The organism is Polaromonas sp. P1_F9, assembly GCF_056405615.1.
The window spans coordinates 606,809-622,762 of record NZ_JBFUBT010000001.1; the positions used below are offsets into that span (position 1 = coordinate 606,809).

General features: G+C 62.7%; 12 protein-coding genes. 10 read left to right on the forward strand and 2 right to left on the reverse strand.

The features are described 5' to 3' along the window. Positions 1 to 62 precede the first annotated feature (62 nt). Both AC1DYR_RS02800 and egtD read left to right on the forward strand, forming a co-directional pair. Complete coding sequence (locus AC1DYR_RS02800; RefSeq protein ID WP_477703733.1) at positions 63 to 569, forward strand: N-acetyltransferase family protein; 507 nt, start codon at positions 63 to 65, stop codon at positions 567 to 569. 244 nt (positions 570 to 813) lie between these two features. Further along, on the forward strand, positions 814 to 1,842 hold the full coding sequence (gene egtD, locus AC1DYR_RS02805; protein ID WP_477703734.1) for an L-histidine N(alpha)-methyltransferase: 1,029 nt from the start codon (positions 814 to 816) through the stop codon (positions 1,840 to 1,842). 102 nt (positions 1,843 to 1,944) lie between these two features. On the opposite strand, the gene alaS is transcribed toward egtD, so the two are convergent. After that, on the reverse strand, positions 1,945 to 4,605 hold the full coding sequence (gene alaS / locus AC1DYR_RS02810) for an alanine--tRNA ligase (RefSeq protein WP_477703735.1): 2,661 nt from the start codon (positions 4,603 to 4,605) through the stop codon (positions 1,945 to 1,947). A gap of 92 nt (positions 4,606 to 4,697) precedes the next feature. Beyond that, positions 4,698 to 6,113 carry an aminotransferase-like domain-containing protein gene (locus tag AC1DYR_RS02815; protein WP_477703736.1) on the reverse strand — a complete coding sequence of 472 codons (1,416 nt, stop codon included), beginning with the start codon at positions 6,111 to 6,113 and terminating at the stop codon, positions 4,698 to 4,700. A 180-nt stretch (positions 6,114 to 6,293) separates the two neighbouring features. Between AC1DYR_RS02815 and gabT the strand changes: the two genes are divergently transcribed. From gabT to AC1DYR_RS02855, 8 genes are all read left to right on the forward strand, one after another. Continuing rightward, positions 6,294 to 7,586: a 4-aminobutyrate--2-oxoglutarate transaminase gene (gene gabT, locus AC1DYR_RS02820; protein WP_477703737.1), complete on the forward strand. Its 1,293-nt coding sequence runs from the start codon at positions 6,294 to 6,296 to the stop codon at positions 7,584 to 7,586. A gap of 26 nt (positions 7,587 to 7,612) precedes the next feature. Beyond that, on the forward strand, positions 7,613 to 8,698 hold the full coding sequence (locus AC1DYR_RS02825) for an ABC transporter ATP-binding protein (RefSeq protein ID WP_477703738.1): 1,086 nt from the start codon (positions 7,613 to 7,615) through the stop codon (positions 8,696 to 8,698). 67 nt (positions 8,699 to 8,765) lie between these two features. Beyond that, positions 8,766 to 9,794, forward strand: a complete 1,029-nt coding sequence (locus AC1DYR_RS02830) for an ABC transporter substrate-binding protein (RefSeq protein ID WP_477673368.1) — start codon at positions 8,766 to 8,768, stop codon at positions 9,792 to 9,794. Positions 9,795 to 9,814: 20 nt separating this feature from the next. Continuing rightward, positions 9,815 to 11,068, forward strand: a complete 1,254-nt coding sequence (locus AC1DYR_RS02835) for an ABC transporter permease (protein WP_477703739.1) — start codon at positions 9,815 to 9,817, stop codon at positions 11,066 to 11,068. Positions 11,069 to 11,102: 34 nt separating this feature from the next. Next, the gene (locus AC1DYR_RS02840; protein ID WP_477699892.1) at positions 11,103 to 11,927 is read left to right on the forward strand and encodes an ABC transporter permease; all 825 of its coding nucleotides are present in this window, start codon (positions 11,103 to 11,105) and stop codon (positions 11,925 to 11,927) included. A gap of 172 nt (positions 11,928 to 12,099) precedes the next feature. Continuing rightward, positions 12,100 to 13,578, forward strand: a complete 1,479-nt coding sequence (locus AC1DYR_RS02845) for an NAD-dependent succinate-semialdehyde dehydrogenase (protein WP_477703740.1) — start codon at positions 12,100 to 12,102, stop codon at positions 13,576 to 13,578. 37 nt (positions 13,579 to 13,615) lie between these two features. Continuing rightward, positions 13,616 to 14,287 (forward strand): response regulator, encoded by a 672-nt coding sequence (locus AC1DYR_RS02850; protein WP_477703741.1) that lies wholly within the window; start codon positions 13,616 to 13,618, stop codon positions 14,285 to 14,287. 155 nt (positions 14,288 to 14,442) lie between these two features. Further along, on the forward strand, positions 14,443 to 15,939 hold the full coding sequence (locus tag AC1DYR_RS02855; protein WP_477703742.1) for a sensor histidine kinase: 1,497 nt from the start codon (positions 14,443 to 14,445) through the stop codon (positions 15,937 to 15,939). Positions 15,940 to 15,954: the final 15 nt, after the last annotated feature.

The following is a 15,954-nucleotide window of genomic DNA, read 5'->3' on the forward strand; positions in this document are numbered from 1 at the left end:
GGGACCGTATAGCATCCGCTGCATGCGCCAGCCGGCGCCTTCACACAAATCACAGGAACTTCATGAACATCCATATCCGGAATGCGCAAGCCGGCGACGCCGCAGCGATTCACGCCTTCATCGTGGAACTGGCCATCTATGAAAAAGCAGAGCACGAGGTCATCGCGAGCGTCGCAGACATCGAGCGCAGCCTGTTTGAGGCCGGGACGCCTGCGCGGGCCATCATCTGCGAGATAGACGGCCAGCCCGTGGGCTTTGCGGTGTATTTCCTCAGCTACTCCACCTGGCTGGGCCGCAAAGGCATGTACCTGGAGGATTTGTACGTATCGCCCCAACACCGCGGCAGTGGGGCCGGCAAGCGGCTGTTGCGCCACCTGGCCCGGCTGGCTTTTGACAGCGGCTGCGGGCGGCTCGAATGGAGCGTGCTGGACTGGAACGAGCCGGCCATCCAGTTTTACCAGTCGCTGGGTGCCAGGCCGCAAGCTGAATGGGTGCGCTACCGCATGGCCGGTGACACCCTGCAGCACTTCGCACAGGGGAACACAGGCCAGGTTCGGTCAACGCCCTGAGGCGCTCGCGCAATACCGGGGCGGACCCGGCTTTTTGTAAGAAATGGCAGCATTCCGCGACCAAGTGACACAGGAAGTACAGATGGCGGTGAAACCGCGCTCAGCCCAGCGCGCGGTCCAAAAAGAACCCTATATAGGACAGCATTTGGCCGGCACCGCTTGCGCCCAAAGCGGTTCAGTCCTACAAAGGCGTTTCGCTATCTGCTTTTAAATCTGTCGATATCACTTAACTGGCTGACCCAACGTGAACCTGCCCCTCAAATTTCCCGGCCTGGCTGAGGCCCTGCCAACGGCATCGCCGCAATTCATCAACCTCTACAACGAGTCGCAATCGGGCCAGACCCAAAATGTGGCGCAGGAGCTGGAAGAGGGTTTGCTTGAGCCCACGGCCACCATCAGCCCCAAATTCTTTTACAACGAGCTGGGCTCGAAACTTTTCGAGGCGATTACGGGCCTGGACGAGTACTACCCAACCCGCACCGAGGCCGCCATATTTGCAGCGTCCTACCCGCAAATCGCCGCCACGCTGAGCGCGAACGGCATCCACAACGCCTGCCTGATCGACCTGGGCGCCGGCAATTGCGCCAAGGCCGCCGCGCTCATTCCGCATCTTCAGCCGCGGCAATATGTGCCGGTCGACATCTCGGTGGAGTTTTTGAGGGATGCTGCCGCGCAGGTGCAAAACAGCTTCCCCGCACTCGACATCGTCGGCCTGGGCATGGATTTTTCGTCCGGCCTGGTGTTGCCGCGCGAAGTGCAAAGCCAGGAACGGGTGTTTTTCTACCCCGGCTCCAGCTTGGGCAATTTTCATCCGGCGCAGGCCCTGCAGTTTTTACAGCACATCGCCGATCCGGCACAAGGCAAGGCGCACGGCCTGCTGCTGGGCATTGACCTGGTGAAGGACACTGCACGGCTGGAGGCGGCTTACGACGATGCGCTGGGCGTGACGGCCGCTTTCAACAAAAACCTGCTGCTCAACGTCAACGAGCTCCTGCGGGCGGATTTTGATGTTCGCCAGTGGCGCCACGTGGCGCTCTTCAATACCGCGGAGTCGCGCATCGAAATGCACCTGGAAGCCTTGTCGGACCTTACGGTGCGCTGGCCCGGGCATGCGCGGCGCTTTGGCGCCGGCGAACGCATCCACACCGAATGCTCTTACAAGTACACCGTGGAAAGCATGACGGCGCTGCTGCGGCAAGCCGGATTCGGGCAGGTTCGCTACTGGACCGACCCGCAAAGCTGGTTTGCGGTGTTCTGGGCCGCCGTGGAGTGAGAAAAGAATGGAAAAAGGCCAATTTCTGAACGAAATTGGCCTCCAGCCCTTTATTACCTTGCGCGAGCAGCTATCAAATTAATAGCGCTTTGACGGCCTGCCTCAGGCGCGCTCGGTCACCCAGGCCTGCACAGACTTCAGCGCATCACCGAGCTTGGACGCATCGGTGCCGCCGGCCATGGCCATGTCGGCCTTGCCTCCGCCCTTGCCGCCCACCTGCTGGGCCACAAAATTCACCAGTTCACCGGCCTTGACCTTGCCAACGCTGTCGGCGGTCACGCCCGCGGCGATCTGCACCTTGTCGCCGTCGACGGCGGCCAGCACGATGACGGCGGTCTTGAGTTTGTCTTTCAGCTTGTCCATGGTGTCGCGCAGCGTCTTGGCGTCGGCGCCTTCGAGCTTCGCGGCCAGCACCTTGAGGCCCTTGACGTCAACAGCCTGCGTGACCAGCTCGTCGCCTTGTGAAGAAGCCAGTTTGCCCTTCAGCGCGGCGATTTCTTTCTCCAGCGATTTGACCTGGTCCAGCACCTGGCTGATGCGGCCTTGCAGTTCGGAAGGGCTGGCCTTGAGCGAGCCTGCCGCTGCTTCCACCGTGGACTCGAGCGACTGCAAGTAGGCCAGCGCGTTTTCGCCGGTCACGGCTTCCACGCGCCGCACACCCGCGGCCACACCGCTCTCGGCCACGATCTTGAAGAGGCCGATATCACCGGTGCGTTTGACGTGAACGCCACCGCAGAGCTCCTTGCTGGAGCCGATCGTCAGCACGCGCACGGTCTCGCCGTACTTTTCGCCGAAGAGCATCATCGCGCCGGACTTCTGCGCATCTTCCATGGCCATCACGCTGGCATCGGTTGCCACATTGGACAAAATTTCGGCATTGACGCGCGCCTCGATCTCGCGGATCTGCGCGTCGGTGACGGGCGCATTGTGCGCAAAGTCAAAGCGCGTGCGCTCGGCATTCACCAGGCTGCCCTTTTGCTGCACGTGGTCGCCCAGCACTTCACGCAAGGCCTTGTGCATGAGGTGGGTGGCGCTGTGGTTGCGCACGGTGGCGGCGCGCAACGCGGTGTTGACCTGCGCGGTCACGGTGTCGCCGACTTTCAGCGTGCCCTCTTCCTGAGTGCCGTGGTGGCCGAACACATCAGCCTTGATCTTGAGCGTGTCGTCCACCGTGAAGGTGGAGCCGGCGGCCGTGAGCCGGCCCTGGTCACCGACCTGGCCGCCGCTTTCGGCATAAAAAGGCGTGGTGCTCAGCACCACCACGCCGCTCTGGCCTGCATTGAGTGCCTGCACGGCCACACCGTCGGCATACAGCGCGACGACTTTGGCGGGCTCTTCGAGCAACTCGTAGCCGGTAAAGGCGTGGCCTTCGCCGTTGTATTCCAGCGCACGGTCCATCTTGAACTTGCCGGCGGCGCGTGCCTGGTTCTTCTGCTTGTCCATCGCAGCCTTGAAGCCGGCTTCATCCACCTCGACGCCGCGCTCGCGGCACACGTCGGCCGACAAGTCCAACGGGAAGCCGTAGGTGTCGTGCAGCTTGAAGGCGACGTCGCCCGGCAGCACCTTGGCACCACCGGCCAGCGCGGTGTCCAGAATGGTCATGCCGATTTCCAGCGTTTCGAAGAAGCGCTCTTCTTCGGCTTTCAGCACGGACGTGATGCGGGCTTCGTCGGCCTTGAGCTTGGGATAGGCATCGCCCATGAGACGAGCCAGGTCGACCACCAGCTTGTGGAAGAACGGCGTCTTCTTGCCCAGCTTGTAGCCATGGCGGATCGCGCGGCGGATGATGCGGCGCTGCACATAGCCCCGGCCTTCGTTGGACGGGTTGACGCCGTCGCTCACGAGGAAGGCAGTGGCGCGGATGTGGTCGGCAATGACGAACAGGCTCTTGTTGCCCAGGTCTTTTTCGCCGGTCTCGCGTGATGCCGCCTTGATCAGCTCGGCAAAGATGTCGATTTCGTAGTTGCTGTGCACGTGCTGCAGGATGGCGGCCAGGCGCTCCAGGCCCATGCCGGTATCCACGCAGGGCGCCGGCAGTTTGGTGACGCTGCCGTCGGCGGCCATGTCGAACTGCATGAACACGTTGTTCCAGATCTCGATGAAGCGGTCGCCGTCTTCATCGGGGCTGCCGGGCGGGCCGCCGGGGATGTGGTCGCCGTGGTCGTAAAAGATCTCGGAGCACGGACCGCAGGGGCCGGTGTCGGCCATCATCCAGAAATTGTCGGACTTGTAGCGCCCGCCCTTGTTGTCGCCGATGCGAATGACGCGCTCGGGCGGCAGGCCAATCTCCTTGGTCCAGATGTCATAGGCCTCGTCATCTTCTTCGTACACCGTGGCCAGCAGGCGCTCTGGCGGCAGCTTGTAGACCTCGGTCAGCAGTTCCCAGGCCCATTTGAGCGATTCGCGCTTGAAGTAGTCACCGAAGCTCCAGTTGCCCAGCATTTCAAAGAAGGTGTGGTGGCGCGCGGTGTAGCCCACGTTCTCCAGGTCGTTGTGCTTGCCGCCGGCGCGCAGGCAGGCCTGTACCGACGCTGCGCGCACGTAAGGGCGCTTGTCAGTGCCCAAAAACACATCCTTGAACTGCACCATGCCCGAGTTGGTGAACATCAGCGTAGGGTCGTTACCCGGCACCAGCGAGCTGGACGGCACCACGGTGTGGCCCTTGGACGCAAAGAAATCAAGAAATGTCTTGCGAATGTCCGAGACGGTGAATACGGGCGTTGAAGCTGACGTGGAGGCTGTCGTGGAGGTGGGATGGCTCATGGTCTGCAATAGTGGTTTTGGCAAGGCGGCGCCCTCGGGCTCACCCGCTTTGGCTAAGCCTTTGATTATAGGTTTGAGGGGGATGCCCCCGCTTATAGGGCAGCTTGCCGGCCCAGATCAATGCGGTGTGACAAAAAGCGCCATATGCGCTCATCGTCGCTGAAAGCCACGTTAAAGCGGAGCCAACCCGTCGGATGGGGCTCCAGCAGAAACAATTGTCCCGGGCCGAGCATGATGCCCTCGGGCGTAGCCTCTTTGGACAGGACGGCCCCATCGGGAAGGTCCGGGTGCCGGGCCCACAGGTACATGCCGGCCCCTGGCTCATGGAAAAGCTCAAACCCCAGGCCGGTCAGGTTCTTTTCGGTCTTGCGATGCGCCACAGCCAGCTTCTCGCGAAGCGACTTGAGGTGCTTGCGCCAGCGGCCGTCGGTGACCACCCCGAAAGTCAGCCGTTCGGCGATATCGGACGAGGTGAGGCCCGAAATCATCTTGAGCTGGGCCAGGTCCTCGATCAGGTCGCCTCGCGCCAGCAGGTAGCCCACGCGCAGATTAGGGGAAATTGTTTTGGAATAGCTGCCGATGTAGACCACGCGCTGCAGCTGGTCCAGGCTTGCCAGCGTGGACCGCGAGACCGGGTCCATGTCGGCGTAAATATCGTTTTCTACCAGCGTGAAGTTGTGCGTCTCGGCCAGTTGCAGCAAGCGGTGCAGATGGGCCGCGGACGCAATCGAGCAGGTCGGGCTTTGCAAACGGGGTTGGGTGAAGAAGGCCTTGGGCTTGTGCTCGGCCAGCAGCGCCTCCAGCGCAGCCAGGTCGTAACCCGTGGGGGTACGCGGCACCCCTACAAGGTTGGCGCCCAGAAAACGCAGCATGAACATGAGGTTGGGATAACCGGGGCTGTCGACCAGCACGGTGTCTCCCGGTTTGACCAGTTGCCGGGCCACCAGATCCAGCGCCTGGCTGGAGCCTTGCGTCAGCAGCACCTGGTCCACCTCGACCGATATCTGGTTTTCAGCGAGCGCCTCCGCAATGACCATGCGCAGGGCCATATGCCCATAAGGCAGGCCGTAACCTTCCAGGGAGGAGCCATCTGCCGAGAGGTGCCGCATGCTGCGGCGAAGCGCGTCGCCGAACAGGAAATCGTGCGGCAGCCAGCCACAACCGGGTTTCATCGGCAGGTTGCGGTTTTCAAAAATCTGCTTGAGGTACCAGCGGGCGTCAAATTTCGGCTGCGGGGGCTGCGCGTACGGCACACCCGATGCACCATCATCGCCCCTGCGCTTGACGAAAAACCCGGCATTGGCCCGGGAAACGAGCCAACCCTGGGCCACAAGGCGGTCGTAAGCCTCTACCACAGTGAAAACACTGACGCCATGCATGGCGGCAAAAGCGCGAATGGAGGGCAGCTTGACGCCCGCTTTCAGCGCTTGCCCGGCAATCATGCCCCGCAGGCCGTCGACGATCTGGCTCACCAGGGGGGTCTGCAGTTCCGGGCGAAGTGTGAGCATCAAAAAACCAAAAAGGGCAGATTGTGCATCGCAATGCCCATGCACCGGGTTGGGGAATCCATGTACAGGATTCTAGACCCGCACAGTGTGTTGAAAACAGCGCGGCGGTGTACATGGACGGCCCTTGCCCCGGCTTCTAAAGTCCATCCATCTCTTTTCCCCAACCAGAAATCCTTCACCATGCAGCCAAACCAGACTTCCAGCAACGCCGCCCTGATGGCGCGCCGCCAAGCCGCCGTGACGCGCGGCGTAGGCCAGGCCCACGAGATTTTTGTCAGCCGGGCCAAAAACGCCGAACTGTGGGACGTTGAAGGCCGCCGCTACATCGACTTCGCCGGCGGCATCGCCGTCCTCAACACCGGCCACCTGCATAGCGAAGTCATTGCCGCCGTCAAGGCCCAGCTCGACCTCTACACGCACACCTGCTTTCAGGTCGTCGCTTATGAGCCCTACGTTGAACTGGCCGAGAAGCTCAATGCCCTGGCACCCGGAAATTTCGCCAAAAAGACCCTGCTGCTGACCACAGGCGCCGAAGCGGTCGAGAACGCAGTCAAGGTGGCGCGGTCCTACACCAAGCGCCCCGGCATCATTGCCTTTACCGGCGGCTACCACGGCCGGACCAACATGACACTGGGCATGACCGGCAAGGTAGCGCCCTACAAGCTGGGGTTCGGCCCCTTTCCCGGCGAAGTGTTCCATGCCGAATACCCCAATGCGCTGCACGGCGTGAGCATCGACCAGGCGCTGCACTCGGTTGAACAGATCCTCAAAAACGATGTGGAACCCGAGCGCGTGGCGGCGTTCATCATTGAGCCGGTGCAAGGTGAAGGAGGCTTCTACATCGCTCCGCCGGAGTTCATCAGCCGCCTGAAGGCGCTTGCCGACCGGCACGGCATCCTGCTCATCGCCGACGAAGTCCAGACCGGTGCCGGCCGCACAGGCACCTGGTATGCCAGCGAACAGTGGCCCGTGGCGCCCGACCTGATTGCCATCGCCAAGTCCATGGCGGGTGGCTTTCCCATATCAGGCCTGGTCGGCCGCGCCGAGGTCATGGATGCACCCGGCCCCGGGGGCCTGGGCGGCACCTACGCAGGCAGCCCCATTGGGTGCGCGGCAGCGCTGGCTGTGCTCAAGGCCTTTGAGAAAGAAAAACTCCTGGAACGCAGCAAGACGCTGGGCGCCCATCTGGTCAAAGGCCTGCACGCGATTGCAAAAAAACAAACCTCTATCGGCGACGTGCGAGGCCTGGGTGCCATGGTGGCCATAGAGCTTTTTGAAAACGGGGACCCAGCCCGCCCCGATGCGGCGCTGACCAAACGCGTGGTGGCCGAAGCCGCCCGGCGTGGATTGATATTGCTCTCATGCGGCACCTACGGTAACGTGATCAGGATTCTCGTTCCCCTCACGGCCGCAGACGCCCTGCTGGACGAAGGCCTGCAAATCCTGGCCGACAGCCTCGCCGCATCGCGCTGATCTCCGTGGACAGCTCAGGAAAAACGATGACTGATAACGATGTCCTTGTGCGCTTTTCTGGCGTGCAGAAAACCTATGACGGCGAGCAGCTGGTCGTGCAGCAACTCGACCTCGACATTCATCGCGGGGAATTCCTGAGCCTGCTGGGGCCGTCCGGCTCGGGGAAGACCACCACGCTGATGATGCTGGCCGGCTTTGAATCGCCGACCGCCGGAGAAATTTTCCTCAACGGCTCGCAGATCACCGGCACACCGCCGCACAAACGCAACTTCGGCATGGTGTTCCAGAACTATGCGCTGTTTCCGCATCTCACGGTGGGCCAAAACGTGGCCTATCCGCTCACGGTGCGCAAGGTGTCCAAGAGCGACCAGGCCAGCCGCGTACAGCGTGCGCTCGACATGGTTCGCCTGTCGGGCATGTCGGACCGCCTGCCCGGGCAGCTGTCGGGTGGCCAGCAGCAGCGCGTTGCCCTGGCGCGGGCGCTGGTGTTCGAGCCCCAGCTGGTGCTGATGGATGAACCTCTGGGCGCGCTCGACAAGCAGCTGCGTGAGCACATGCAGATCGAGTTGAAGGAGCTACACAAGCAGCTGGGCGTCACGTTTGTCTATGTCACGCATGACCAGGGGGAAGCCTTGACGATGAGCGACCGGGTGGCGGTCTTCAACGATGGTGCGATCCAGCAGCTGGCGCCGGTAGAGGCGTTGTATGAAACGCCCTCCAACCGTTTTGTCGCCGGTTTCGTCGGAGACAGCACGGTACTCAAGGGCAAGGGAAATGCCACAGGCATCGAATTGCCGGATGGCCGCGTTCTGGGCGGCACCAACGTGAATCGGGCGGCTGCTGGCGCGCAGGTCGAAGCCTATATCCGGCCGGAGCGCATTGTGTTGCATCGTCAGGTGCCGGCATCACCTGCCGGCGTGCTACCGGCCCGCGTGGCCCGCATCATCTATTTCGGCGACCACCTGCGGCTGCTGTGCGACATCGGCGCCGGCCAGCCGGAAGCGACGGTCAAGCTGCCGCTCACCCTGTTGAACGGCCAGCCGCCGCCGCAACCGGGCGAAGCGGTGCATCTCGAATTTCCGCCCGCATTTACGCGGATTTATGCGGTGTAGCCGCTTTCTCTTTTCACCATTTTCAACGTTCCCTTCCGCCTTTATCAACCACCGAGGAAATAGCACCATGAAGAAAAACATCATCGCCCTTGCCATGGCTTCGTGCCTGGCCGTACCCGCGTTCGCACAGCAGCAGATCACCGTCGTGAACTTCGGCGGCGCCAATGCCAATGCGCAGAAAAAAGCCTACTACGAGCCCTTCGAAAAAGCAGGTACCAAGGTCGTTGCCGTGGAATACAACGGCGAGCAGGCCAAGATCAAAGCCATGGTCGAGACGAAAAAAGTTACCTGGGATGTGGTCGAGGTCGAAGCACCCGATGTGCAGCGCGGTTGCGATGAAGGATTGTTTGAAAAAATCGACTTCAGCAAGATCGGCCCCAAAGCAGACTTCCTGCCGGCGGCCGTGAAGGAATGCGGTGTGGGCGTTTTTGTGTGGTCCACCGTGATGGCCTGGAACGCTGACAAGGTCAAAACCGCCCCCACGAGCTGGGCCGATTTCTGGGACGTCAAGAAGATCCCCGGCAAGCGCGGCATGCGCAAGGGAGCCCGCTACAACCTGGAATTTGCACTGCTGGCTGACGGCGTCAAACCCGCCGACGTCTACAAAGTCCTGGCCACCAAGGACGGAGCCGACCGCGCATTTCGCAAGCTGACAGAGCTCAAGCCCAGCATCCAGTGGTGGGAAGCCGGCGCCCAGCCCGCCCAGTTCCTCGTGGCCGGTGACGTCGCCCTCAGCACCGTCTACAACGGCCGCATCGACGCCGCCAACCGCGAAGGCCGCAACCTGAAGATCTACTGGCCCGGCGGCATCTACGACCTGGACTACTGGGTCATTCCCAAAGGCGCGCCCAACAAGGACGCATCGATGAAATTCATCGCCTTTGCCAGCCAGCCTGCCACCCAGGCCGTCTATGCGCAGAACATTGCCTACGGCCCCGTCAACAACCAGGCTTTGGCCAAGCTCGACAAGAAGGTGCTGGACGATCTGCCAACGTCGCCGGCCAATGCCAAAGAGGCCATCCAGATGAATGTCGGCTTCTGGGCCGACCAGGGCGAGGCGCTTGAAAAACGCTTTGCTGCCTGGGCGACGCAATAAGCCGGCGGAGCAAGCACCCCATGAGCAGCATCACCAGCCAGGGCGCCCTTCAGGGCAATGACGCCGTCACATTGCGTCAGGCGCTGTCGCGCGCAGACGCTCGTCGAAAATGGCGCGCCTTTGCACTCACAGTGCCCTTGCTGGTGTTTTTGCTGCTGACCTTGCTGGTGCCGATTGCGGCCCTGTTGCAACGCGCCGTTGAAAATCCGGAGGTGGCGCGGGCGCTGCCCCGGACGGCGCAAAGCCTCAAGGACTGGAACGCCCAGACGCCCCCCGGCCCTGCAAGTTATGCAGCACTGGTAGAAGACCTGGGCCATCTTTCTGACAGTTCAGATGCCGGTGCACTGGCACGTCGCCTCAACTCCGAAGTGCCGGGTGCGCGCTCCCTTGTCATGGGGACCTATCGTGCGCTGCCTGTCACGGGCTCGCCTGAAGAAATGCAGGCCAGGCTGCTCCAGCTCGACCCACGCTGGGCGGAACCCCTCTTCTGGCAAGCGATTGCCAAAAACAGTTCCCGCTGGACGCCCGACTATCTGCTGGCGTCGGTAGACCTGCGACGCGACAGCAAGGGCGAGGTGGAACGCATGCCGCCGGACCAGCGCGCTTTCGGCGCCATTTTGCTGCGCACCTTTCAGATCAGTTTTCTGGTCACGGTTTTTTGCCTGGCGCTGGGCTACCCCCTGGCCTGGTGGCTGGCCTCGTTGCCGGCACGCAAGGCCAACCTGCTGATGATCCTGGTGCTGGTGCCTTTCTGGACATCGATTCTGGTGCGCGTGGCGGCCTGGATTGTGCTGCTGCAATCCGAAGGCCTGGTCAACCGGGGGCTGATGGGTATCGGCCTCATAGACAGCCCCCTGGCGTTGCTGTTCAACCGCGCAGGCGTGGTGATTGCCATGGTGCACATCCTGCTGCCCTTCATGATCCTGCCGCTTTACAGCGTGATGAAGAACGTACCCGCAACGTATGTGCGGGCCGCCGTGTCGCTGGGCAGCGCACCCCTTTCTGCCTTCTTTCGGGTGTATGTGCCGCAGACCTATCCCGGCATCAGCGCAGGCGCGCTGCTGGTGTTCATCCTGTCGATCGGCTATTACGTCACCCCTGCCCTGCTCGGTGGTGCGGATGACCAGATGCTGAGCTATTACATCGCCCGCTACACCAACGTCGAAGTCAATTGGGGCATGGCCTGCGCGCTGGGTGCCGTGCTGCTGACGGCCACGATGCTTCTTTACAGCGTTTACCGGCGCATCGGCAAGGCCGAACTCAGCATTGGTTGACATCCCTCTTTTCAGACCCAGACCCCAATTCACCATGTTCAAAATCAAAGGGCCCGCCTTTCCCCGCTATGCCACACTGGCAGACAAGGCCGGCTGGTGGCTGGTGCGCGCCGCCTGCGTCGCCATTCTGGTTTTTCTGCTGGCGCCCATCCTGGTCATGGTGCCGCTGTCTTTCTCCGACAGCTCTTTTCTGAGCTATCCCATTCCGGGCTGGTCACTGAAGTGGTATCGCAACCTGCTGGATTCGCCTGAATGGGCCAGGGCTGCCAAAAACAGTTTCATCGTGGCCCCCGCCGCAACACTGATCGCCACCGCGCTGGGTACCTTGGCGGCTGTCGGCTTGTCCCGAACGAACTTCCGGTTCAAGAGCCTTCTCATGGGCATCCTCATCGCGCCCATGGTGGTGCCCATCGTTGTCGTCGGCGTGGCCACCTACCTGTATTTCGCCCCGCTGGGCCTCGCCGACAGCTACTTCGGGCTGATCGTGGTGCATGCCGCACTGGGTGCGCCTTTTGTGCTGACCACCGTACTCGCAACGCTTGCGGGCTTTAACCACAACCTGGTGCGCGCCTCGCTCAGCCTTGGCGAGACCCCGTTGCGAACGTTTTTCAGGATCACCCTGCCCGTTATCGCTCCGGGTGTCATCTCGGGCGCGCTGTTTGCATTTGCCACCTCGTTTGACGAAGTAGTGGTCACGCTGTTCCTGGCAGGCGCGGACCAGGCCACGCTGCCGAGGCAGATGTTCACCGGCATCCGGGAAAACATTTCACCGACGATCGCGGCCGTCGCCACATTGTTGATCCTGTTCACCACGGCGCTTTTGCTGTTCCTCGAGTGGTTACGCGGGCGCCGGGGCTGACAGGCATTTGTGATGCCATGCCCTTGCAGGATCGCCAACAGCGGGTGACGGCGTCGCCCCTCATTGGCACCGGGGGAACGAGCGGCCCCAAAGCACCCCGATCCGAAAGCAGTCAAAATCAACCCCATTACCCAGATACCCGCAAACACGCCCACCTTTTCAGGACATCTTCATGGACATGAAAACCTCCCCCATCTCCCTTCTCAAAGACCTCAGCATTTTCAAGACCGACGCCCTGATCAATGGCCAGTGGGTCGCCGGTTCATCCCGCTTTGATGTCAATGACCCGGCCACCGGCCTGAAGCTGGCCGATGTGGCCAACCTGGGCGCCCAGGATGCCGAAGCCGCCATTGCCGCGGCCAACGCGGCCTGGCCCGCATGGCGCAGCAAGACCGGCAAGGAGCGCCACGCCATCCTGCTCAAGTGGTACCAGCTGCTGATGGCCAACCAGGAAGACCTGGGCCGCATCATGACCGCCGAGCAGGGCAAGCCCTTTGCCGAGGCCAAAGGCGAAATCGCCTACGGTGCGAGTTTTGTCGAGTGGTTTGCCGAGGAAGCCAAGCGCGTCAACGGTGAGACCCTGCCCCAGTTCGACAACAACCGCCGCCTGATGGTCATCAAGCAGCCGATCGGCGTGTGCGCGGCCATCACGCCCTGGAACTTCCCGCTCGCCATGATCACCCGCAAAGTCGCCCCGGCTCTCGCCGCCGGCTGCCCCGTGGTCATCAAGCCGGCCGAGCTCACACCGCTGACGGCCCTGGCCGCCGCCGAACTGGCCATTCGTGCCGGCATTCCGGCCGGCGTGCTCAACGTGCTGACAGCCGACAGCGCCAACAGCATTGCCGTGGGCAAGGTGTTCTGCGCGAGTGACGTGGTGCGCCACATCAGCTTCACCGGCTCCACCGAAGTTGGCCGCATCCTGATGGCGCAAAGCGCGCCCTCCATCAAGAAACTGGCGCTGGAACTGGGCGGCAATGCCCCCTTCATCGTGTTCGACGACGCCGACGTGGATTCGGCCGTGGAAGGCGCCATGGCCAGTAAATACCGCAACGCAGGCCAGACATGCGTCTGCGCCAACCGCATTTATGTGCAGGATGGCGTGTACGACCAGTTCGTCGAGAAATTCGCAGCCAAGGTCAAACAGCTGAAAGTCGGCAACGGCTTTGAGGACGGCGTGGTGCAGGGCCCGCTGATCGAGGACGCCGCTGTCGACAAGGTGCAGCGCCATGTGGATGACGCGATGGCCAAAGGCGGAAAACTGCTTGCGGGTGGTCACAAGATCAAGGGCCAGTTCTTTGAGCCGACCGTGATCTCCGAAGCCACCGCCGACATGCTCTGCGCCCGCGAAGAAACCTTCGGCCCTTTCGCTCCGGTGTTCCGCTTCCAGAAAGAGCAGGAGGCAATTGACGCCGCCAACAACACCGAGTTCGGCCTGGCCAGCTATTTCTACAGCCGCGACATCGGCCGCATCTACCGCGTGGCCGAGGCGCTGGAATACGGCATGGTCGGCATCAATGCCGGCGTGATCGCCACTGAACATGTGCCTTTTGGCGGCGTGAAGCAGTCGGGCCTGGGCCGCGAGGGCTCCCGCCATGGCATGGAGGAATACCTGGAGATGAAGTACCTGTGCCTTGGGGACATTCAGCGCTGAACCGATTCACTCACAGCAAACAGCGAATCGAACCAACATGCGCCTGCTGCTTGTGGAAGACGAAGCCGAGATGGCCTCGTGGCTGGTGCGCGCATTCAAGCAAAGCGGCTTTGTGCCCGACCATGCGCCGGACGCCGGCACCGCCGAGTCACTGCTGGCTGGCAATGACTACGACGCAATCGTGCTCGACCTGCGGCTGCCCGACAAACATGGGCTGAACCTGCTGGCCGACATTCGCAAGGCAGGCAACCGCACGCCCGTACTGGTGCTGACCGCGCAGGGCTCGCTTCAAGACCGGGTCAAAGGCCTGAACGTCGGAGCCGACGACTTCCTGACCAAACCCTTTGCGATTGAAGAGCTCGAGGCCCGCATCGCCGCGCTGGTTCGGCGCAGCCGGGGGCGCTCGCACGCGCCGCTGCAGTGCGGTTCGCTCTCATGCGCCCACGACAGCCGCGCCTTCACATTGGCCGGCACGCTGCTGCAGCTCACGCCGCGCGAGGGCGCCGCGTTGTCGGTGCTGCTGGCGCGCAGCGGCTCGCCGGTAGAAAAGTCGCAACTCTCAGCCAAGGTTTTTCCGGCCGACAGCAATGCCGGCCCTGACGCCATTGAGCTGGTGCTGCACCGGCTGCGCCGCAAGCTCGACGGCGGCGACGTGCGCATCGTCACCGTGCGCGGCCTGGGCTACATGCTGGAGGCGCATCAAGCATGATCTGTCGTTTTGCACTCGTCCTCGCCGCACATCGCCGCGTTGCAGTCCTTACCCATGCTTCAGCATGGGCGACGGCGACCTGCGCCTTGCGCTGCGCACCGATGACTTTGCGCAAATCCGGCAGCTCAAGCTTGACGCGCCTCTAAGCCTCACACATGCAGATACTGCGGACTGACCCGGACCGCTTCGGCATACGCGCACGCCTGTTGACGCTGCTGCTCCCGGCCATCCTGGGCTTGCTGGCCCTGGACAGCTGGAACGACTACCGCGCACTACGCGGCCAGGTGCAGGACGCCTACGACCAGGCCATGCTCGAATCCGTCCATGTGCTGCGCGGCAGCCTGTCGGTGGGTCCGGACGGCTTGCTGCACCTGAACGCGCCACTTGCGGTACAGGCGGTGGTCGATGCCGCCGGCCCGCTGCAAAAGTACCTGCATATCGGATTGACGCCGCAAGGGGCGGGTTCTGCAAGTGAGGTGACCTTGCTAGGCGCAACCGACCTGCCTGCACCGCCGCAGCAGGCCCCCTCGCCCTCTTCTATCGCCTCCCCCGTGGTCTGGTACGACAGCGACTACCGGGACCATGCAGTGCGTGTGGTGGCCCTTCAAAGCAAAGTGCTTGACGAGCGTGGCCAGGCCTTTGACCTGCTGATCCAGGTGGCCGAAAGCACCGAACCACGCGACCGGGCGCAGGCGGCCACGCTGCGGCAGGAGTTGATACGCGACACCCGCATGGTGCTGGTGATGATCCTGCTGGTCTGGCTGGGTGTGACCTGGTCCCTGCGGCCGCTGGAGCGCCTGCGCAAAACCGTGTTGGAAAACAAAGGCCGCGACCTCAAGCCGCTGGACACCACCAACGTGCCGCATGAAGTGGCACCGCTGGTCGACGCCGTCAACCAGCACCTGGCCAGCTACCGCGATTTGCTTGAGCAACAATCGCAATTCCTGGCCGACGCATCGCACCAGCTGCGCACACCGCTGGCCATCATGCTGACGCAGGCCGGCGTCGCGCTGCGCGAAAAAGACCCTGAGCAGCTTCACACGACCTTGCGCGCCATGGTCGTGCAGATCTCGCGCAGCCGGCGTCTGTGCGAGCAACTGCTGTCGCTGGCCCATGCGAGCGACGGTGCGCCATCCGAAGACGCGCCTGCCGTCGTGGACCTCAACAGCATCGCGCGGGACGTGGTGCTGCAGCACCTGGCGCTGGCCCATGAGAAAAACCAGGACCTGGGCCTGGACGCGGCTGAAGATGCACCCGTGCCCGACGCGCTGCACAAAAACCCTGCAGTCCCGGTACTGGCTCGCGGCGCCGAACTGCACGAGGCGCTGTCCAACCTGGTGCACAACGCCATTGTCTACACCCCGCCGGGTGGGCACATCACCGTGAAGGTGAGCGCCGGCGATGGCGCGGCGCTTGCCGAGGTGCGCGACGACGGCCCGGGCATAGCCAAAGCGCGGCACGCAGAAGTGTTTGAACGCTTTCACTCGGCCGGCCCAACGGTAAAAGGCGCGCGCGGCGCCGGGCTCGGTATGGCCATCGCACGCGCCTATGCCAGGCGCAACGGTGGCGACATCGAGCTGGCCGATGCTGGCTCCGGCTCCGGCTTGCGCGCCATCCTGCGGCTGCCGCTGGCGTCCGATCCCCAGGGCTGAACGCACACGGTTGAG